Source organism: Spirosoma soli (assembly GCF_042684525.1).
GTDB lineage: Bacteria > Bacteroidota > Bacteroidia > Cytophagales > Spirosomataceae > Spirosoma > Spirosoma soli.
In genome coordinates, this window is record NZ_JBHULN010000012.1 from 90,523 (window position 1) to 113,008 (window position 22,486).

Consider the following 22,486-nt stretch of genomic DNA (forward strand, 5'->3'; position numbering starts at 1 on the left):
CGCTAACTGCTGAAACCTATGATGCATAAAGTACCGAATCACTGTAAATCCAGCGCGGTATGTTTGCTGCTCTTCCTGCTGGTACACACGACCCATCCAATACGGGCGCAATTGCTGGCCACCAATCGACTCGCCCAAGGCACAAAACCTACTAAATCAGTGCTGGTGAAGGATGCCCTGCACGAGCTGGAACGTAAATACAACGTAACATTCGGCTACGCTACGAATGCGCTGGATCAACGGACCGTCTCTCCTACCGCCAGCTCCTGGCAACAGGCGGCTGATTTAAAAACAGCGTTAGTGACCCTCTTAACCCCGCTTGGGTTAACGTATCGACAGGTCAGTAAAGATGTTTTCATTATTAAACCCCAAAAGTCTCCCTCAGCCAGTACCAGTGCCTCTGCGGCTGAACAGCCCTCTAACTTATCCGATCAACTGTTGACGAGTCCAAACGAGCCAGACGCATTGGGTTTGGTGTCTCAGCCAGCGGCTTTTCCGATCAAGGGTCGTGTGACGGGCGAGAACGGAGAAGGCATTCCGGGCGTAAGTATTGTGCTGAAAGGCTCAAACACAGGAACCGTCACGGACGTCAATGGTGGCTATTCGCTTACTGTGCCCGACGCCAGTGGCACGCTGGTGTTTTCGTTCATAGGGTACGTCACGCAGGAGGTGCCGGTCAACAACCGATCGACCCTCGACATTGTGCTGAAAACGGATGTTCAACAACTGGGCGAAGTCGTCGTGGTGGGCTACGGTACGCAGGAAAAGAAAGATGTGACCGGGGCCATCTCGGCTGTAAAAGGAACCGACATCCAAAACCTGCCAACGGGCGGAGCACAACAGGCACTACAGGGCCGGGCCGCGGGCGTCAATGTAGTTCGTAATGGTGGCGCGCCGGGCAATGCTGGTTCGATCCGGATTCGGGGCGTGGGAACGGTTAATAACGCCGACCCACTCATCGTCATTGACGGGGTTCCGGCAGGCAGCATGAACGACGTCAATCCGAATGACATTGAGTCGATTGATGTGCTCAAAGATGCGTCGGCTTCGGCCATCTATGGAACGCGGGCCGCTAACGGCGTCGTGCTGATTACCACCAAACGGGGTCGATTCGACGATAAGCTGAAGCTGACCGTCAACGGTTACTACGGCGTATCAAATCGCATCAAAACGCTCTCCGTGCTGGATGCGCCCACCCTGGCCAGACTAAAACAGGAAGCCTATACCAACGATGGTTCAGACATTCCGGCGATCTGGAACGACCCGCAGTACCAAACTCAGCGGACCAACTGGCAGGATGAGCTGTTTCAACAGGGAACCACCAAAAATCTGGATCTTCAGCTGCGGGGTGGTGGCAAATACTCTTCGTTTGCCATTTCGGCCGGGAATTACAACGAGCAGGGCATCATCGGCAAATCGTTTTACAACCGCTACACATTCCGGATCAACTCCGATCATAAAATTGGCGAACGGCTTAAAATCGGCCAGAATCTTCAGTTTACCAACACCCGCGAAAACGCCCCCAACACACTCTCCGCGCAGGATGGCCTGTTGTGGAGTGCCATTCGTTTTCATCCCGGTTTGCCGGTCAGAAACGCGGACGGCACGTACAGCACCACCAAAGACAAAGGCGCCTTCGGCGACATCAACAACCCAGTTTATACCGTCGACACCCAGGACCAGCAGAACACCCGAAATCGGTTTTTGGGCAACGTAACGGGCGAGTTTGAGTTAGTGAAAGGCTTGAAAGCGCGGGCAAATCTTGCCATGGATGCTACGTTCAGCGACAGCCGCACGTTTGCCGTCAAAATAACGGATCAGTTCCGTTCCAATCAGTACAACCAACTCACACTAGGCAATAGCAAGTCGTGGTCGTTTTTGCAGGAGTACTTTCTGTCTTACGACAAACAGTTTGGTTTGCATTCGCTGGGACTGGTCGCGGGATATACTTCACAGACGTTCAATAATACATTCGCTAACAGCGTCGGACGCGATTTTCCGAGTGAAGATCCAGATTTACGATACATGAATTACGCGGGGACCATTGTGTCGGCGGCTACCGTTGGCCTGGATAATGCGGGACGCAGCTACGATGCTTTGCAATCGGTGTTCGGGCGGGCCAACTACAATTTCAAAGACCGGTATCTGGTCACGGCTACATTCCGGGCGGATGGTTCGTCTAAATTTGCACCCGGCAAAAAATGGGGGTACTTCCCCGCTTTTTCGCTCGGCTGGCGCGTGTCCGACGAGCCTTTCTTTAAAACGGCGGTTCCGTTCATAAGCAATCTGAAACTAACGGGCGGCTGGGGCCAGCTGGGTAATCAGAACGTAAGTTCGCTGCAATATCTGGCCCTGATCAACTCCAATTACCGCTACTCGTTCGGCGATCAGAACACGCTGGGATCAGCGCAGGGGCGGTTACCAAACCCAAACATCGGCTGGGAAACGGCCGAAATGACCAATTTCGGGCTCGATATGGGCTTTCTCCAGAATCGGGTGCTGGCCACGGTCAATTATTTCATCAAGAACACCAAGGGAATGCTGCTGGCTCCCCCGGCCGTTGGCACGATCGGCTTAGCGTCCATTCCCGACCAGAACATTGGGCAACTGCGTAACCAGGGGCTGGAGCTGGAGCTGACCTACCAGCAGAAAGTGGGTGCCTTTGCGGTTACGGTGAGTGGCAATGCGACGTTTATCAAGAACCAGATTACCCAGTTGCAAACGCCCGGCGGCTTCCTGGCCGGGCCGCTCTACGGCCGCACCGATCAGGAAGTAACCCGCACGTATGAAGGGAACCCGTACGGTACATTCTATGGCTGGCGTACCAACGGGCTTTACCAGACCCAGGGGGATATTGACAGCGATGCCGGGTTGAAAAACGACCCGCGTCGGGCCGAAGGGCTCATTCATCCGGGTGATGTTCGTTTTGTCGACCTCAACGGTGATGGCATTATCGACAACAAAGACCGCACCATCATTGGCAACCCACAGCCCAAAGTCACGTATGGGTTTAACGCCAATCTGGCGTATAAAGGCTTTGATCTGACGCTGTTCTTCCTGGGCGTGGGTGGTGTGCAGATTTACAACGCCGACCGGATGCAGGGGCTCGACGCCAGTTACTCATTCAACATGTACGCTGAGAACGAAGGGCGCTGGACTGGTCCCGGCACGAGCAACACGATTCCGCGGGTGAGTGCCTCTAACCCCAATAAAAACTACCGCACGTCGGACCTGTTCGTGGAGAAAGGCGATTTTCTACGCCTGAAAAACCTCTCGCTGGGGTACACCTTACCCAAGCCCGTAACCGACGCTTTGCACCTATCGCAAACCCGCGTGTATGTGACGGGGCAAAACGTATTCACGATTACCGGATACAGTGGATTGAACCCTGAATTAGGCTACGGACCAGGGCAATATCCGCAGCAAAACGTCGATTACGCCCAGTACCCGCAAGCACGAACCTTCACGGTTGGTGCCACCGTATCGTTTTAAACCGCCATTTTCGCCAAAGCGTCTCACCGATGAAAACATACATCACCTTAGTCGGCCTACTGGTTTTCCTGACCGTAACCAGTTGTCAGGAAAATTTACTCGAATCCACGCCCTACGGCCAGGTCGCGTCTAACAACTTCTGGCGAAACGGCGACGATGTCGTGGCTGCCACGAATGCCATCTACGCGCCTTTACTCAACGAAGACGGATATGCTCACACCGAGTACACCTTCGATAACTGCTCCGACGACATGAACCGGGCGGGTGATCACCCCGACGAAACCTCGCTGGAACTGTTCACCTTCGACGCGACCAACTCGCACATTGGCGCTACCTGGTCTACTAAGTACGAAGTCATTTCGCGGGCGAATACAGTGCTTATTAACGCCCCGAAAGTGACAATGGATGAAACCGTCCGCAAGCGTTCCCTGGGCGAAGCCTACTTCCTGCGCGGTTTTGTTTACTGGCGGCTGTCGCTCATTTACGGCGAAGTACCAATTTTATTAGAGGCCGACGCGCAGGCCAACAACTTCAATAAGGCCAAGTCAAGTCTGGCCGAGGTGCAGGCGCAAGCCGAATCAGATTGGCTGAAGGCCGCCGACCTCCTGGACGAGTTCTACGGCGGTGACAATGCCGGACGAGTCAACAAGGGGTCGGCCTACGGCTTTCTGACTAAGCTTTACGTGTATCAGGGTAAGTGGGACAAGGCCATTGAAATGGGGACTAAAATTACAACTAACCCAACGTACAAACTAGCCAGTAGCTACGATCAAAATTTTCAGTTAACGTCGGAAAACGGCTCAGAAGCCCTATTTTCATTGCAGTACAAGCAAGGCTGGACCACCGACAATTCGCCAGCCTATTACCACACGGTTGGTGCCTGGGGCGGCTGGGGTTTCCACGAACCCATTGAAGACCTGGTGAGTGAATTTGAACCCAACGACCCACGTCGGGCCTATTCTGTGTTGGTCGAAGGCGATACGGTCGATCGGAAAGCCAATGGCAAAACGGCTTTTACGGCGAATATGACTCGGATTACGGGCCACGCTTTTCGCAAGTACACGAACTTCAGCGAAAGTGGCGATATGGATCAAGGGCTGAACGCACCGCAGCTACGGTCGGCCGATGTGTACCTGCTCGTATCGGAAGCAAAAATCCGATCCGGCAAAAACGGTGATGTGGAATTGAACGTAGTACGCACCCGGGCCAAATTGGCCCCGAAAACCAATGCGACAATGGCTGACATTATGCACGAACGCCGGGTTGAGCTAGCGGGCGAGAACGAACGCCACCAGGACCTGATGCGCTGGGACAAAGCTGGGCTCATTGACATTGTCGCGCATTACAAAAAAGATCGCGGTCCGTTTAAGCCGGGTCGTACCTTTATCAAGCCCAAGCATTATTATTTCCCGCTGCCCCAGCGTGAGATTGATTTGAGCAACGGTGTGCTGAAACAAAATCCGAATTATCAGTAGATGTTGGCCACAGAGGTGCACCAAGAAGCACGGAGATACACGGAGGTGTATACGAGATATTCTCTGCGCGTCTCCTTTCTACTCTGTGCAGCTCTGTGGCTAATGTTTTCCTGTGACTCAAAACCCACCTTCACCGAAAAAGACATTACGGGTGCCTGGGCAACCGATTCTATTTTTGAATACACCAATGGATTCGTCGAGAAGAAAGCCCTCAATGATCCCGATCAAAACATCATCTACGCCTACGACAGCAACGGTGGTCTGACGATGAAGAAAGAAGACGAACAGCGCCAGTTTCAATACCAGATCGTTGATGGGGATTCGCTGGTTTATCGGGATGCCAGTGGTATGTTTATGAGCGGCTACCGAATCCTGGCCCTTAGTGCCCATAAACTCGTGCTCAGAAAGAACCGAAAGCCGATGTTTCCCGGCCCGAACCAGCAGGTGTACGAGATACGTCAGTTTTCACCTGTCAAGGCTGAGAGTCAGCAGCCAGCCAGGTAAGCTGTTTTTTGTGTAAGCCGGACCAGAGGTCCAGACAGCCGTAGGCTAATGAGGTAGCTTCATTGCAGGGCGGGTGAAAAACCGCGATTTATACCTTGAAATGAGGATTTTCACCCGCTGTTACAGTAGAACTGGCCAGGCTACACTAGTCTTAACAAGTAATGAGATGGCGAGAATTCTTTGTTTTTTGCTGCTCAGCATACTACTTATTACCTGTCAGCAGGATTCCGGTTCGGCTGAGAACGCCTTATTTGAACTGTTGCCAGCCGATCAGACGGGGATTCATTTTGCCAATACGCTTCGGGAAAGCGACAGTCTCAACATCGTTACCTACGAGTATTTTTACAATGGCGGGGGTGTCGGCCTTGGCGACATCAACAACGACGGACTGGTTGATGTGTTTCTGGGTGGCAACATGACCAACAGCCGCCTGTATCTCAATAAAGGCGGCTTCACCTTCGAGGACATCACCGACAAAGCAGGTATTCATACCGGCGATGGCTGGGCAACGGGCATTTCGATGGTGGACATCAACGCCGATGGTTACCTCGATATGTACGTCTGCCGATCCGGGCCAAACGCCCCCGACAAACGAGCGAATCAGCTCTACATCAATCAGCACAACGGCACATTCCGCGAACAGGCGAAGGCGTATGGGTTAGCCGATACCGACCACAGCACGCAGGCGGCTTTTCTGGATTACGACCGAGATGGTGACCTGGATATGTACCTGGTCACGAACGCCATGGGACCGTGGGGACCGAACGTGATTCACCGGCGGGTTACCGACGGCTCGGCACCGGGCACCGACAAGCTGTACCGAAACAATGGGCCTGACCAGTCGGGACAGTGGACGTTTAGTGATGTTTCCCGGGCGGCTGGCATTCTGGCGGAGGGGTATGGCCTGGGGGTTTCAGTCGTCGATGTGAATCGCGATGGCTGGCCCGATGTGTACGTCGCTAACGACTATCTGTCTACGGATCATTTCTACATCAACCAGAAAAACGGCACGTTTGCCGATCAGATCAGCGACTATTTCAGGCATCAGAGTTACTCGGCCATGGGCACCGATGCCGCCGATATTGATAACGACGGCCTGGTTGACTTTATCACTGTCGACATGCTGCCCGAAGACCCGCAACGGCGTAAGAATATGATCGGCCTGATGAACTACGACCGTCATTTGTCCGAACTGCGCTCGGGTTACACTCCGCAGTTCATGCGCAACACGCTTCAGCACAACAACGGCCCGAACCCGCAAACAGGCGAACCGACCTTCAGCGAGATTGGCCGATTCGCGGGCATTCAGGCAACGGACTGGAGCTGGAGTGCTTTGCTGGCCGATTACGATAACGACGGGTACCGGGATTTGCTGGTCACCAATGGTTACCCTAAGGACATTACCAACCGCGATTTTGTAACGTACCGGATGGATCAATACCAGCAGGGAAACGCGAACAACCAGCAACTGATGAAGGCGCTGAATGAGCTGGAAGGTGCTGACATAACCAATTACCTTTTCAGCAATAACGGTGGGAATCTCACCTTTACCAATAAATCAGCAAGTTGGGGATTTACAAAACCATCGTATTCCAATGGCGCAGCTTATGCAGACCTGGATAATGACGGCGACCTCGACCTGGTAATCAACAACCTCAACCAGGAAGCCTTTGTTTATCGCAACCGGGCCAGCGAACATCGCAAAAACCATTACCTGCGTCTCAAGCTACGTGGCGACAAAAACAACCCCAATGGACTGGGTGCCAGCGTTACCATATACTATCAAGGCAAACAGCAGTTGGCTATACAGTCACCCTTTCGGGGCTATGAATCGACGGTCGAGCTGACACTACATTTTGGCTTGGGCACCACCACAACTGTTGACTCCGTGCGGGTAGACTGGCCGGATGGAAGCACTCAGGTGTTGACAAGAATACAGTCGAACCAGGTCTTAACCGTTGCGCAACAAGATGCGACAACCCGTCAGCAACCAACCAAAGAGGCCAACGAACCGCTTTTTCAGGACGTAGCCGCGAAGTTGGGCATTCGTTACAAACATACTGACGAGCTGTATATTGACTTCAAGATCCAGCCTCTCCTACCGCATTTACTCTCCCAGAACGGGCCAGGAATCGCGGTTGGCGATATGAACGGTGATGGTAAAGAGGATTTCTTCGTAGGGGGAGCGTTTAATCAGTCGGGAAAGCTCTTCGTACAGGGAGCCAATGATTCATTCGTTAGTCAGCCTTTAACAACGAGTCAGAAGTTCGAGGAAGACATGGGCAGTGTGCTGTTCGACGCGGATGCCGACGGCGACCTGGATTTGTACGTTGTCAGCGGCAGTAACGAATTTGAACCCGGCTCGCAATACTATCTGGACCGGCTCTACGTCAATACCGGTAACGACTCCAAAGGTTTTCCACGATTTACCCTTGCCCCAAACGCCCTCCCTCCTATCAGGTCGAGTGGGTCTACGGTCAATGCCGCTGACTTTGACCGCGATGGTGATCTGGACGTATTCGTGGGGGGACAACTTTCACCCGGCCAGTACCCCATGCCGACCAGTAGCTATGTTTTGCGTAATGACGGCGACCGGAACACGGGACCTCGTTTTACCAACATAACCCCTGATGTGTGCCCGGCACTGAACAAAGCAGGCATGGTTACCGCGGCTCTTTGGACTGATTTCGATCAGGACGGTTGGGTTGATCTCCTGCTAGCCGGCGAATGGATGTCGCTCATCTTTCTTAAAAATGACCACGGAAAACTGATTGACGTTAGCCCAAAAACAGGCCTGACACACACGCACGGCTGGTGGAACAGCCTGGTGGCGGCCGATTTTGATGAAGACGGGGATATTGATTACGTAGCAGGCAACCTCGGCCTGAACAACGACTGGCGAACGTCACCCAGCAAACCGTTAACCGTTTTCGCGGGCGACTACGATCATAACGGTACCGTTGACCCGATTCTTTGCCGCTATCAGGGCGAGACACTCGTCCCCGTTTGTCCGCGCGACGAACTGACCAGCCAGATTAATTCATTCCGAAAGAAGTTCCCCAGTTACGCTAGTTACGCTAAAGCCAGCCTGTCAGACATTGTTTCGGCGGATGACCTAACCCACGCCTACACGGCCAAAAGCGAAACCTTCCACAGTGTCTATATCGAAAACCAGGGGCACGGACAGTTTCGGACGCGACCGCTCCCCGTAGCGGCTCAGTTAGCCCCGCTATTCGGCATGACCACGGGTGATTACAACCAGGATGGTTATCTTGACCTTTTACTGACCGGGAATTCCTACGCGACCGAGGCCATTACTGGTCGTTATGACGCGTTCAGCGGCTTGCTGCTGGCGGGTAATGGCAAAGGTAACTTCACTCCAATATCAGCGCAGAAGAGCGGCTTTTTTGTCGGGGGCGACGCCAAGGGGCTAGCGGAACTGAGCCTTTCAAGCGGTCGGCGGCTGTTGTTAGCCGCTCAGAACAATGATTCGCTAAAAGCCTTTTCGCAGCCGACTAAGCTGACGAAGACCATTCGTGCCAAGCCCTTAGACGCCTATGCGGTGATAAAACTGACCAATGGCCGCACCATCCGGCAGGAGTTTTACTACGGCTCAGCCTACCTGTCGCAGTCGTCACGCGTGCTGACAGTTCCCGCCAACGTGACAGAGGTTTTCGTTTATGATTTTATGGGCAAATCCAGACGAGTTTCGCCGTAATGAACGTGTATTGGCTCAATGCGCCAACAGCCACTCGCGAACACGCGGGTTAAAGTCTTCGATGCACTCCCAATGGAAGGCGTGTCCGGCATCGTCGTAGAGATGTAGTTCGCTGTTCGGTATAGCGCTGGCAACTTCCTGGCTCATCCACTCGGGTGTAAAGATGTCTTTGCGCCCCCCAATGACTAAACAGGGCTGCTTTATTTTCCCTAAGTCAGCCAACGTATTGTGCGCGATACAGGCTTCGGCCTGTCCTTCGAGCCCATGAAGCGGTTGAGGCATAGCATCAACCGCGGCCTGTTGCCGACCTTCCAGAAAACCGGCATACGTAGCGTCGTCGTCCCAGCTCCGTTTGGCGTAGATCAGCAACTGGATATAGTTGGCAAACTCCTCGGGACGAAGTCGGGCTTTGATGGTAGCCATGTGCCGAAAGATACCTTCAGCCGTGCGATCGCAACGTGCCCACGGGCACATCAGCACGAGAGACTGAACTTTATCGGAATGGCGCAGGGCTAGCTGTTGAGCAATTGTACTTCCCATCGATACGCCCACTACCCGTACTTTCTCGATTCCCAATGTATCAATTAGCCCGGCGTAATCGTCAGCCATTTGAGCGGTTGTGTATGGTCCCGCGGGTTTATCCGATTGCCCGACACCCCGGTTATCGCCCAGAATACACCGGAAATGTTGTTGCCAGTCGTCAGCGTGTTTTTCCCAAACAGAACCGGGGGCTGTAATGCCCATAATTAGCAGTAAAGGCTCGCCTGCCCCGCGCTCTTCGTAATATAAATTGATGCCGTTGGTTTGTAGTAGAGGCATATGTTAAATAAGATAAATAGAAGTGAATGATCAAATCAGCGAAAGCATAATCCCGCTTAGCCACTCTTTCGCACTTTCACTTATTTACAGATGGCAACAGCGTTTCGTAGACCCAGCGGCCGTCGTGGAGCGTAACGCCGTCGGGGTCGTTCATAGCTTCGGGGCCTTCGTCTTCGCAAATGATCCAGCCGCTGTATTGCTGCTCAATCAACCATTGGGTAATGCCCACGAAATCGACTTTGCCTTTGCCCAGCAACGCGAATTCGGGTTCGCCATTCCAGTCCTTATAATGCACCAGATTAATGAGCGATGCATATTCTTTCATTTTTGTTAACGGGTCCATACCACCATTGATGAGGTGACCCACATCGGGCGTCCACCCCGTGACCGACGCATCCAGCGACTCGATGATGACACGATAATCTTCTTCCGTTCGGGTGATGGATGAGTGGGGTGAGTTCGGATGGAACGTACACGGCACGCCCTGATCAACCGCCCGGCGCGATACCCGATTGACAATATTAACCAGGTTCTTACGCCGAACCTCAATATCATGCCGCCCGGTTGGTTTCTGCACAGTGCAAAGCAGCGCTCCCGGAAACTGTTTCAGCAAGGCAATGCACTTGTCGGCTTCGTAGCGTTCCTGCTCGGTTTCTTCGGCTCCGTTCCAGTCAAGCGCCAAAGCAATGGCGGCCAGTTCAACCCCTTGTTCATTTAGTTTCTGACCCAGGCTTTCGGCATCGGGCAGATCGCCCATCCAGTTGTGAATCGGCTCAATACCCGCAAAGCCTGCTTGAGCCGTAATGTCGATCATGTGCCCCATGCGGTTGGCGTGAGTCTGACCGTTGTTGTTCATGAACCACGTATACGCTTCGGCACCAAAGCGGAAAGGAAAAGACATATTGTTGGGTTGGTTAATTATTGAAACACATGAGATCGCAATGGCGGACCGTCGCCGTTGCGGAGACACAAAGGGCACAGAGCTTGGAAGGAATTTTTGTCATTCCGACGAAAGGAGGAATCTTCTCTAGCAAGTCATATTAGTCTCTACAGAAGATTCCTCCTTTCGTCGGAATGACAAAAATACTTCTTTGTGCCTCTGTACTAAATAAACCCTTATGAGTTAGCGTACTTCGCCTGCATGGCTTTGATGAACTTGAGGCCGTTCTCGGCGATGTCCCAGGGCTCGTTGTACTCCCGCCAGACGTTAATTGAATTGGCAAAATCAATATCATTCCGGGTGAAGGCTTCTATAGTCATCCAGCCGGTATACTTCTGTTCGGCTAATGTCCGGAACGTATCGTCCCACGGGATATGACCGTCTCCCGGTGTTCCCCGGTCGTTTTCGCTGATATGAACGTGCGCCAGGACGGGCGCAATGGTGCGAATCGCATCCGGAAACCGTTTTTCCTCCATGTTGGCATGGTGCGTGTCGAACATGGCCCGTACGTTCGGATGATCGGCCAGCTGCACCAAATGAGATAACTGCTGCATCGTGTTGCACAAATAGCACTCAAAGCGATTGAGCGCTTCGGGCGTCAGCACAATGTTGGCTTGTTTCGCGTATTCGCCAGCCGCATGAAGTACCTCGGCGCTACGTTTGTACTCGTCGGGTTGGGGCTCGCGTCGGCTGAAGGTAGCGAACGCCGAGTGAAAGGGCCCGCAAATGACCGATGCTCCCATAGCGTGCGCCCGGTCGATAGCGCCTTTTAAATACATCAGCCCCTGCTCACGTACTGAAGCCGACTCACTAGCGGGGTTGGCGTCGGGTCCAACAACCGTGACGCAGGTACTTTGCAAACCAAGTTGTTTCAGGTGATCGCCAAACTGCTGGTAGACTGAAACGTCCTGCGTATCAATAAACGATTCAACGCCGTCGTACCCTATTTCTTTCAGACGGTCCGCAATCGGATTCATGGCTTCGGATAAGGCGGCCGTCCATACTAATAAATTAAACCCAATGGGAGAAAACTGCTCTGCTGTCATTGCTGACGATGAATTCGATAAAGACATAAACGAGAGTAGTGAAAGTCAGGCAGCTTTTTAGAGACTACCTGACCCAAAGATTACTGTAGCTTTTTATTTTGAGATCATTGCTCAACTCGCTATCATTTCCCCATGGGGTGCTCTTTGAGCAGCTGGGCTGGCGAATAGAAATCTTTTTTGGCATCCGTAGCCGCTCTTACTTTCTTAACCTGATCGGGCAGGATCGCCGGGGCCTGATTGCCAAACGAATTACGCACGTAGGTCAGCACGGCGGCTATCTCTTTATCGTTCAGCAGCCCCCCAAAAGGCGTCATGGGCACCTGACCGGGATACGTCTTGCCGTTCACTTCAATTGGTCCCATCAGTCCTTTCAAGACTATTTTTATCAGACGATCTTCGTTTTCGGATACCCAGATTGTCTTGGCAAGGGGCGGAAATCCAGAGGCTGTCAGTCCTTTACCATCCACCTGATGGCAGGTAGCGCAATACCCTTCCTTGGCATAAATTTCTTTCCCTATATTGTACAGGGCCAGTTCTTCGCCTTTCAGGGTTGAGGCAACAACCGTCTCTTTCTCTTTCTTCACATTCTCGCCTTTCAAGTGGGCAACGGCGGTTTCGTGCGCGTGAACCATCCACTCGTCCAGCGGTTTCTTAGTGGCTTCGGCCAGAATGGGCAGGCCTTTGTCTTTACCGATCCAGGAAGCCGCCACAATCGCAGCTAAACGAACCCGGCTGTTGTCGTCGCGAACAGCCTGCATGAGCAGATCCGCCTGATCAGGCACCTGGTGCCCCGTGTACCGTACCACTTGCACAGCCGCAGCCCGGGCGTGATAATCTTTAGCACTCAGCACCTGACGAAGCAGTTTCTGATCTACTTTATCCATGCCCCAGCTCACCCACAAGCCTTCCAGGAGGTGATGCTCATAGCGCGGGTCGTTTTTGTCCAGCTTAGCAACCCAGGTGTTCAACTTGGTCAGCACTTCGTTTTTGTCCCGGCCCCGAAGCTCACGCCGGGTGCGGTAGCGGGTGCGGTACTCCGGGAGCTTCAGGTTATCCAGCAGCTCTTCGATTGTAGCCCCGTCAATGTTGGCCGGTTTTACGAGCGGTCGCGACGGATACGTAATCCGGTACACCCGTCCGTGCGAGTGGTCGCGCAGGGGGTCGCGAGCGTTGTGCTGCATGTGCCCAATCAGAATGTTGTGCCAGTCAATGAGGTACAGCGAGCCATCGGGGGCAAATTCCATATCGACGGGCCGAAAGTTTCGGTCTTCGCTCACGACCAGATCCATCCGGTGTTTGCTCTTATAGCCCGTACCATCGTCAACCAGCGTATGTTCTTTCGTGCCGAGGAAGCCAATGGTATTATTAATCAGAAAGTCACCTTGCAGCTCATCCGGAAAATGACGGCTGGACACGAATTCGACACCAGACGTAGGCCGGACACGATGCGCATCTTCAATCAACTGTTTCGACTTGTCCGTAGCTTCGCCGTAGCGGGGTAGTACCGTACCGGGCAGCATCCAGCGGAAATCAGGACTGGACGTTTCCGCGAAAAACGGCTGTCCCCAATCGTCGAAAGCGATCCCCCAGGGATTCGGTATCGAAAGCTGTGCTGTCCGTTCCAGTTTTTTGAGCTGGGGCGCGTACCGATAGAATCCGCCGTTAGTTGCCCGGACGGGGCCATACGACGTTTCGACGTTGGTGTGGAGAAACACGCCTTCGCCCGAGTAAATCGCGCCCGATGGATCGACGGTGAAGGCATGGCTGTTGTGGTGCGTGTCGTGATCATCGAAGCCACTCAACAGAATCTCGCTCTTGTCGGCTTTGTCATCACCGTTGGTATCAATGAGCAGTTTTAAGTTCGGTCCCTGCGATACGTAGACGCCTTCTTTCGCAATTTCGAAACCCAGCGGCAAGTGAAGTCCATCGGCAAAAACGGTTTCCTTATCGGCTTTGCCATCGCCGTTGGTATCTTCCAGAATCAGAATTTTGTCATTGGGCTTAGGGTCACCTGGCTTGTAATGCGGGTAGCTTGGCATAGCGGCCACCCACAAACGCCCTTTGTTGTCGAAAGACATCTGCATGGGCTTGGCCAGATTCGGAAACTCCTGTTCGGAAGCAAACAGCTCAATTTTATACCCTTGCGGCACTTTTAACTTGCTGAGCGCTTCCTGGCCGCTGAGGTAGGTTAAGCTACCGTTCTTCTCGGGATTGAAATTAGTTTTTACGGCTGGTAGCTCCCGCGTTTTGGCATCAGCGGCTGCCAGGTCCATTTTCTGTCCTTTGAGAGCCAGCCAGACAGCTGTATCGCGATTGGCCGTCATCTGGCGAATCTTCTCAATTTCAGCGGGGTAATTGTCTGGTCCGAACGGATTGTACCGACGACCGTAGACATGCACACCGTTTGGAATTTTGTAGTCGTTGTGCCACATCCAGTCCTTTTCCATAACGGCATCATAAACCAACGCCCGGTTGGCTTCGGCTTTAGCTGGCGTCTTGCCAAACACCTGATCGGCCAGCAAAACACCCAGCTTCTTATATCCTTCATCCGTTAGTTGGGAGCCGTCTATCGTCAGCGGTTCTTTGCTGGCGTCATACCACTGCTGCGAGGGCGTAAAGGCATCCACGAAGAGGACCGGTCCGGCGCCCCCGCGCTCGGCGCTCTGGCTGCCGGCGCTCCGGTTGTTCTGTTCGACAACCTCCTGCATAGCCTTTGCATAGAGCGCGAGATTTTCATTCTCTTTTTTGCCGTTGGGAAGGTCATACATGGCCGACAGGTCCTCAAACGCGATGGGCGACACAATGGCCAGTTGCGGAGGGGTTGTTCCGTTGTATTTCTGGGCCAGCGTGTGCTTGATAAATGCATCCAGCTCGGCTTTGTAATTCTCGAGCCCTTCTTTGCCCTGAAAGGATTCATTGTAGCCGAAGAATGCGACAATTACATCCGTTTTTAGCCGGGTAAGCCATTCGTCGGGCGACTCGAACTGCCCCTGGCTATCGGACGGGTTTGCGTATTCCGTTTGAAATTTCTCGGCTCCGGGGAAGGCCCAGGGCGAAAAGCGGCTCGACCGGGGCCGGAAACCGGGCGTATCGCCGGGGTCACACATGTTACGGATAAATAACTGATTGTCGGGATAGCGCAATTGCATCTCGGTCTCAAAATGATCGTAATTCATCATTCTAGATCCGAGGTTATTGCCCAGCAACACGATGTGAGCTCCCTTGATCAACGCCAGCGGCTTGGATGCATTGAACTGGAAAGCGCTAAACCCAATCAACAGTGCAGTAACGGCGAGCAATCCGTAGACGCTTTTCCTCCTGGAAGTGAGTGATTTCATAAGCTCAGGATTTTTTGGGATGCCCATAAGGCACGTTAATGTCTATTTTCCCTTTCCACTTCTTAGGCACCGGCTGCCCAAGCTCCCAATGGATGGCATTGATAACCAGGCGCTGAAAGGCTTCTACCTGAAAATCTTCGGGATGGCCCAGGGTTGTCATGAAGGCTTTGCCGCCCCACTGGTTTTTCCAGGTCCAGGCAACGGGGTTGTCAATGGCTTCTTTGTCGGGATTAACGGATTTACCCATCAATAGCGGGGTTGATCCTTTGGCCGGATAATCGGGCAGCACCCGATATAGCCACGATGCTACGTGAAAGCTGGAGGCCACTCCTGTCAGGATTGGATTTTTGGCGGCTTCCGGAATGATTGTTACGTCGGTGGTGCTTTTGTGACCGTAGTGCGTGTGCTTGGCGGCACCGCCCCAGCCTGGAGGAGCGCCTAAGGCAAACTCCCCGAAGGCATTCCACCGCTTGCGCTCGTCGCCGTCGGGATAATTAAAGGCGTGGGTCGTGGTCCGGAACCCCATCACCGGCTTGCCCGATTTCAGATAGTCGTCAATGTACTTGAGCTGCTCCTGCGGCAACAGTCGCCAGCGCAGAAAGAACACCGCCAAATCAGCTTCCTTTAAGACTTCCAGGCCAGGAATATCTTTTTCACCGTTATAGTCCGGTACCGATTTCAGGACCGTCGTTCGCATGCCATAATTCTTTTCCAGTTCGGCGGCAATGAGCGGCATGGTTTCTTCGCCACTGTACTCATGATCACCGGTGACAAACACGACGTAGGGCTTATCCGCTTTCGCTTTAGAAGACGTTGGAGCACTGGCCAGAGTTTCGGTAAAGCCGGGTAAAGCAGCTAGTGCCAGCAGGTTGGCCGTTTGTTGTAGAAAAGCTCGGCGTTGGGTTTTCATGAAGAGTAGTTCGATAATGGCAGATCAATCTTCTAATGTAAGTAAGTTTTCCCTCGATTTTACTCAGAATCAGGCGTAATGACGTTGGTTATCGTACTCCTGGATCTAAGTAGCCTGGCCGGGGCGCTGTAGCTCGACAACGATAATCAATATCCCTTATTCTGTTGCAATTTGCTATTATTTCGGATTTCAGCGGTTGGGATTGGGAACAACAACTCACGTTCTTTCAGGACAGGTCCGTACGAGAACTTGTGACCGACAAACTCGTCGAATGCTTTTGTCGTTACGTTGAATGCCTTGCGGAGCCGCGCCATATCGAACCAGGTTTTGTTCTCAAAACTTAACTCATACCACCGCTCTTTCCAGACAGCCTCTCTCAACTGCTCTTTGGTTAAGGCAGTCAAGTCAGGTAGTTTGGCCCGACGTCTGATCTTGTTGACGGCTTCATACGCATCCGCCGTTGGTCCCGCCACTTCGTTAGCCGCTTCTGCATACGTCAACAGCACCTCAGCGTAGCGCATCAACGGCCAGTTCAGGTCACTGGCCGACGTTGTCAGGTGCGCCTGCGTGTCAAAATGCTTGAAAATATAGTATCCCCCCAAGTCAACCGTCGTGTTCCGATCGCTACTCAGGGTATACGTCCGGTAGTAGAACTGTTTTTCCTGCGCGCGTAAATCGCCCTTCTCATACGACTCCACAAACTCTTTGTTGACGAAAATAGCCCCGGTTTCGTCGGAGTAGGCCGAAATACCCTGGTTGTAAGGTATAATGGACGTCTGCCAGCCCGACGGTTGAATGGTGGCCGCAAACTGCACCATGAAGATGTTTTCGCCTACGTTCTTCTTAGTCGGATCATGCAGATCATTGTAGGATGGAAACAGGCTAAACTGCCCGGCCGTGATAACCTCGTTTGCCTTATCAGCCGCCTTTTTATAATACTCAGCTCCTTTTTGCAGCGGATACCCGGCCATGGTCAGATACACGCTGGCCAGCAATGACTTCACCGCGCCGGTAGACACCCGGCCCGACGCGTCCAGAAAGGGAAGTCCGGCGGCTTCGGCCACGGTCAGGTCATCCACAATCTGTTTATAAATGACCTCTTCGCCAACCTGGTCAGGATACAACGTAGTCGAGGCCAGTTCAACGGGCTCCGTAATCAACGGCACTTTTCCGAATATCCGGACCAGGTTGAAATAGTAATAAGCCCGTAAGAAATAAGCTTCGCCTAACGCTTTCTTTTTCGCCACGGCATCCATCGGTATGGCAGGAATCTTAGCAATAGCCAGGTTCGCATTGCCGATGCCTTTATAACTCGCTACCCAGTACACACGGCTATACTCGTTGTCGGACGTATTGACCAGGTTTCGGACGAAAATACTGTTCTGCGCCTGCCCTAATTCCGTATTTGCTAAGCCTGTGGCAAACTCCAGCATCATCCAGGGAGCACCACCAAAGCCGCCCCCGGTCGTGGTTTTCAGGTTTTCGTAAATGGAGTTGACTGCACTCGTTGCGTGCTCGGGCTTCGTGAAATAATTGTCAACGGTAAAGTTCGATTTGTCAGATTCTTCCAGGAAATCAGAGCAAGCCGATCCATTGAAGACTAAAGCGGTGAGGAGTAGCCACTGGCTGGTAATTTTTATCTTTGTTTTCATGAGACCAGTTTTTTGATGGGTTAAAGACCAATGTTCAGACCGACCATAAATACCCGAGGCTTGGGGTAATCATACAATGCCACTCCCTGGTCGAAGGCGCTGCCGCTGGTTGATACTTCGGGATCGTAGCCCTGGTATTTTGTGCTCAGGAAGAAGTTCTGAACCGAGCCGTAAACCCGCAGTCGGTTCAGCCGTAGCTTCTGCGTGATGTTTCCCGGAAAGTTGTAGGCCAAAAGCAGGTTTCTGCCACGAACGAACGAGCCGTCTTTCACCCGGTGCGTGTCTTCATTGGTATTGTACCCAGCCGATACGGGTCGGAACTGGGCAATCGGCGTGTTCTGATTTTCGGGCGTCCAGGCGTTCAGCACCGTTTTAAAACTGTTGGCGATGCCCTGGCGATCTTCGGCGGAGTGTTCGCTACGGAACAGGACATCGTTGCCGTACATAAATTGCAGATCAACCGTGAGGTCGAAGTTTTTGTATTTGAAGCTGTTCAGCAACGTACCGAATCCATCCGGAATGCCTTTACCGATAATAACCCGGTCTTTGTCGTTGATGACACCGTCCTGGTTCACATCTTTGTATTTAACATCCCCCGGCCGTTTCAGGTACTTGGCCGCCTGCGATTCTTCGGCCGTGCTCCAGGTTCCTTCGTGAACAAAGCCAAAGAACGAGCCGACGGGCTCGCCTTCCCGAACCACCGTGTAGCCTACGAAAATGTCGGAGCCACCCGTTAGCGCAATCACTTTGTTTTTGTTGGCAGAGATGTTAAAGGTCGTGTTCCAGGAGAACCCACCCGTGTTTACGTTGACAGTGTTCACCCCTATTTCAATACCTTGATTTCGCATACTGCCCACGTTTTTAGACACCGTTTCGTAGCCGCTACTGTACGGAACCGGGGCGCTCAGGAGCATATCGGTTGTCAGCTTATTGTACAGATCTACTTCCAGGGACAGTCGGTTCTGGAACAGTCCCAACTCAAGGCCCACATCGACCTGGTGGGTTTTCTCCCAGCGCAGATCGGGGTTAGCCAGCCGTCCCGTTCCCACACCGATAGCGCGAGACCCGCCGAAAATGACCGAATAATTGGCCATACCGGCCAGCGCCTGATAGGCGGTGATTTCGGAGTTACCCGTCACGCCATAGCTAGTACGGAGTTTCAGATTCGATATGGCCGGTACGTTCTTCATGAAATCCTCCTCGACGACGCGCCAGGCCAGGGCAGCCGATGGAAAAAAAGCGTATCGATTCGATGAGCCGAATTTAGAGGACCCGTCAACGCGGCCGGTGAGGGTCAACAAGTACTTATCTTTCAGACCGTAATTTACCCGGCCGAAGTAGGAGTTCAGGCCATACGCCACCGCCGACGAGCTGGGCGCTTGGGGCACCGAACCCGCTCCCAGGTTATTAAATTGAAAATAATCGTCCTGGAAGTTCTGCGTAGCGGCCCGACTTGTAAACCGATCGACGTGCTGCCAGGCCAGTCCTAACAGCCCGGTAACCGAGTGATTCTGCGCCCACCGTTTGTTGTAGGTCAGGTAGTTTTCGAACTGCCAGGAGTTGTGCCGCTCATTGGTGATGCTGGCCGTACCATTCTGATTGCGGGAGATGTAATTCAGCGTCCGGCCGGCATATTCGTCAATCTCCTGGTTAATTACGTTTGTTCCGAGCGTAGTGCGTAGTTCCAGGTCTTTGGTCAGATTGATGTTGGCATAGACGTTACCCAGCATGGTTTGGGTTTTTACGTAGAAGAACCGCTCCTTCAGGATGTTGATCGGGTTACCGCCCCCTTCCATACCGGGGTAATCTTCATTACCGCCCCAGCGCCCATCCGGATACTTTACGGGAATGATCGGTAAGGCTTCCAGCACCTGGCGCATGGCAATAATACCACCGGCTCCTAATGGATCAATCTGGTTTTCTTTCTGATCATTATAGCTCAACGTACCGCCAACCTTGATCCAGTTCTTGATCTGGCTGTCGAAAACGAAACGGCCGGCGTACCGCTTTAAAAATGATTCTTTAACCAGACCGTTTTCGTTACGGTAACCCAGGTAAACACCGTAACTGTCTTTAGCGTTGCCGCCCGAGAAGGATAGCTGATGGTTCTGCGTGAACGCTTTTTGAAACGCTTCGTCCTGCCAGTCGGTATCATACAACGGGTTACCGCTGGCGTCGAACAGCAACGGGTTGGTCCGTTTGGTTTTGGGGTCTTTATATTTGCCACCGGCCCAGCCAACGGGATCGTATTTCTGGGCGTTCTGATAAGCAATGTCCTCCACCATCAAAAACTCCTTCGAGTTCAGGAGCGGGATTTTGCGGGGCAAAACACCCACGCTCAAATCGGTGTCATACGTAATTCGTCCGCCGTTGGTGCTGCCCCGTTTTGTGGTGACCAGAATAACACCGTTGGCACCCCGAGCGCCGTAAATGGCCGTTGCTGAGGCATCTTTCAGCACTTCGACACTGGCGATGTCGTTCGGGTTGATATAGTCAATGGGGGTACTGCCATTCGTCAGTCCTGTAGCATTCAAGATAACGCCATCGATGACATAAAGCGGATTATTGGCCACGCTCACCGACGTATTTCCCCGAATACGGATGTTTGATCGCCCACCCGGCCGACCCGAATTGACCGATACGTTAACCCCCGTAATGCGGCCTGCCAGCCCCTGGTTGAGGGATGCCGCCGGACGCTCCTGCAAGGCTTCGGCTTTGATAGTGCCGACAGAACCCGTTAGGTCTGACTTCTTTGTTACGCCGTACCCGACCACGACCACTTCATTCAGCGTTTTTTGGTCGGGCGCAAGCTTTACATCCACAGTGGTGCGATTACCGATAGCGATCTCCTGGTTCAGATAACCAACAAATGAAAATACCAGCGTGATGGGCGCTGTACTGGTTTCGTCGGGTACTGTCAGGCGATACGCACCGTTAACATCGGTCGTTGTTCCGCGCGTTGTTCCTTTGACAACCACGCTAACACCGGGCATAGCCTCGTCGACGTCACCTTTCACGGTACCCGATATGGTTCGTTCTACTACCTCAGCAGCAGCTGTCTTAACGACATCCGGAACTTTCTCGGCCAGACTAAGCTGCCCATCAGCTTGCGGCAACCCCTCGGGCTCAACCAGTTTAGGGTCGGCGTTTACTACTTTGCGGGCCTTTTTATCGTTGATAACCAGATACGAACTGGTGTTGATTTTTTTGTACCTGAGACCCAGCGGACTTAACACCTTATCGAGGTTTTTTTCGAGGGTGGCTTTAGAACTAATGCTCTCCATTGGCACCGAAAGCCCTTCGACCGTCTGCAACTCAAACAAAATATTAACCCCGTACCGACTGTTCAACTCGTTGAGCACATCTTTGAGCTGCCGAACGTTACCTTTATACGTTTGACCAATGCTCTGCTGTACATTTTTGGCCAGAATAATGGGTTGAGACCAGCTTGTTTGCAAACCTAAAAGCAATAGCGCTGCCGGAAGCCCCAAATTAGGGGCTCTGCGTAAGACGTTTTTCATAGGAAGGAACGGGATTAGATTAGCGTTGATTAGATTGGTTAATGGCTCTTCAATTGGACTCGATTTCCCTGTCGAACGACGTCGATGTCGAGCAGTTCGGATATTGACTGCAAAAGTTGATCAACATTTTCGGCTCGCAGCGACCCCATCAGCACTCGTTCGGCCAGTTTCTGGTCTTTAATCTCGACCTGCAGGCCATAGTTATCTTCCAGCATATAGGCCACCTCCTGAAGTGGCGTTTCGTCAAACACAAATCGTTTTCCGGCTTCGGCGGGCTGCACAGGTGCGTGTTTGATTGCGTTCAGCGCAACGTGATTTGCCCGGTCAAGCGTGGCCAGTTGGCCGGGTTTCATGGTCAGTTGTCTCGCCCTGTTTCCTTCCTGATAATGAAGTTCAACTTTACCCCTGTTCAGCGCCACTCTAGCGCCCCGGTTGCGGGCCGAAACCGTGAACTCCGTGCCCAGCACAACAACATCAAAATTTTTTCTGGTCTTCACAACGAACCGCTGATTGCCTGGCATATGCGTAACCGAAAAACTAGCTTCGCCGGTAAGTATGACTTCGCGGGATTGCTTTCCGAAGCCCCAACGCGGTATGCGCAGCTTTGAGTTAGCATTTAATATAACAGTGCTTTTATCTGGCAGTTGCAGTGTACGCGATTCGCCAAATGCGGTTTCGTAGGTTCTATAGAAAATAACATTACGAAACAAAGCAGCGCTTAACCCACCCAGCACTAACAGAATAGAAGCTGCCACAAACCACTGTCTGACTACCCAATGGTTTCGATCTACACGTAACTGAGGGGCGTTGGCCTGTCCATCCTGATTCGGATTTTCGTGAAGATAAGCGGAATACTTACGGTAAGCGGACTCGCTTTGGGCCACGTATTGCGGATGTTTATTTTCCCATTCTTCCAGCCATTCGTAGTACAGCTCCTCGTTTGGTTTCTGTTGTACCCACTGCTCAATTAACGCCCGCTGTAGCGGAGACGTCTTTCGAGCGAAGTAGGCGAATACCAGGTTCTTGTTAACTTCTGATTCCATTTTCTGTGCAGTACGGTTTGTGATGAGC

The 22,486-nt window shown here is 52.6% G+C and carries 12 protein-coding genes; 4 read left to right on the forward strand and 8 right to left on the reverse strand.

All coding sequences use genetic code 11. From position 1 onward, the window contains the following. Nucleotides 1-18 precede the first annotated feature (18 nt). The 4 genes from ACFSUS_RS18820 (at nucleotide 19) to ACFSUS_RS18835 (ending at nucleotide 9,189) form a co-directional block, all read left to right on the forward strand. Nucleotides 19-3,492, forward strand: a complete 3,474-nt coding sequence (locus ACFSUS_RS18820; protein WP_381525281.1) for a SusC/RagA family TonB-linked outer membrane protein — start codon at nucleotides 19-21, stop codon at nucleotides 3,490-3,492. A 29-nt stretch (nucleotides 3,493-3,521) separates the two neighbouring features. Next, nucleotides 3,522-4,967, forward strand: a complete 1,446-nt coding sequence (locus tag ACFSUS_RS18825) for a RagB/SusD family nutrient uptake outer membrane protein (RefSeq protein WP_381525282.1) — start codon at nucleotides 3,522-3,524, stop codon at nucleotides 4,965-4,967. 102 nt (nucleotides 4,968-5,069) lie between these two features. Continuing rightward, on the forward strand, nucleotides 5,070-5,471 hold the full coding sequence (locus ACFSUS_RS18830; RefSeq protein ID WP_381525283.1) for a hypothetical protein: 402 nt from the start codon (nucleotides 5,070-5,072) through the stop codon (nucleotides 5,469-5,471). A 166-nt stretch (nucleotides 5,472-5,637) separates the two neighbouring features. Beyond that, nucleotides 5,638-9,189, forward strand: coding sequence for a VCBS repeat-containing protein (locus ACFSUS_RS18835; protein WP_381525284.1), 3,552 nt, complete (start codon nucleotides 5,638-5,640; stop codon nucleotides 9,187-9,189). A 15-nt stretch (nucleotides 9,190-9,204) separates the two neighbouring features. On the opposite strand, the gene ACFSUS_RS18840 is transcribed toward ACFSUS_RS18835, so the two are convergent. From ACFSUS_RS18840 to ACFSUS_RS18875, 8 genes are all read right to left on the reverse strand, one after another. Then, the gene (locus ACFSUS_RS18840) at nucleotides 9,205-10,008 is read right to left on the reverse strand and encodes an alpha/beta fold hydrolase (RefSeq protein ID WP_381525285.1); all 804 of its coding nucleotides are present in this window, start codon (nucleotides 10,006-10,008) and stop codon (nucleotides 9,205-9,207) included. 76 nt (nucleotides 10,009-10,084) lie between these two features. Further along, nucleotides 10,085-10,909: a sugar phosphate isomerase/epimerase family protein gene (locus tag ACFSUS_RS18845; RefSeq protein ID WP_381525286.1), complete on the reverse strand. Its 825-nt coding sequence runs from the start codon at nucleotides 10,907-10,909 to the stop codon at nucleotides 10,085-10,087. 215 nt (nucleotides 10,910-11,124) lie between these two features. Continuing rightward, nucleotides 11,125-12,021, reverse strand: a complete 897-nt coding sequence (locus tag ACFSUS_RS18850; RefSeq protein WP_381525287.1) for a sugar phosphate isomerase/epimerase family protein — start codon at nucleotides 12,019-12,021, stop codon at nucleotides 11,125-11,127. Between the two features lie 95 nt (nucleotides 12,022-12,116). Continuing rightward, entirely contained in the window at nucleotides 12,117-15,332 is a 3,216-nt protein-coding gene (locus tag ACFSUS_RS18855; RefSeq protein ID WP_381525288.1) for a PVC-type heme-binding CxxCH protein, read from the reverse strand. A 4-nt stretch (nucleotides 15,333-15,336) separates the two neighbouring features. Beyond that, on the reverse strand, nucleotides 15,337-16,242 hold the full coding sequence (locus ACFSUS_RS18860; protein WP_381525289.1) for a ThuA domain-containing protein: 906 nt from the start codon (nucleotides 16,240-16,242) through the stop codon (nucleotides 15,337-15,339). A gap of 146 nt (nucleotides 16,243-16,388) precedes the next feature. Beyond that, nucleotides 16,389-17,894 (reverse strand): RagB/SusD family nutrient uptake outer membrane protein, encoded by a 1,506-nt coding sequence (locus ACFSUS_RS18865; protein WP_381525290.1) that lies wholly within the window; start codon nucleotides 17,892-17,894, stop codon nucleotides 16,389-16,391. Between the two features lie 20 nt (nucleotides 17,895-17,914). Next, nucleotides 17,915-21,415 carry a SusC/RagA family TonB-linked outer membrane protein gene (locus ACFSUS_RS18870; protein WP_381525291.1) on the reverse strand — a complete coding sequence of 1,167 codons (3,501 nt, stop codon included), beginning with the start codon at nucleotides 21,413-21,415 and terminating at the stop codon, nucleotides 17,915-17,917. Nucleotides 21,416-21,453: 38 nt separating this feature from the next. Then, nucleotides 21,454-22,458 carry a FecR family protein gene (locus tag ACFSUS_RS18875; RefSeq protein WP_381525292.1) on the reverse strand — a complete coding sequence of 335 codons (1,005 nt, stop codon included), beginning with the start codon at nucleotides 22,456-22,458 and terminating at the stop codon, nucleotides 21,454-21,456. Nucleotides 22,459-22,486 lie beyond the last annotated feature (28 nt).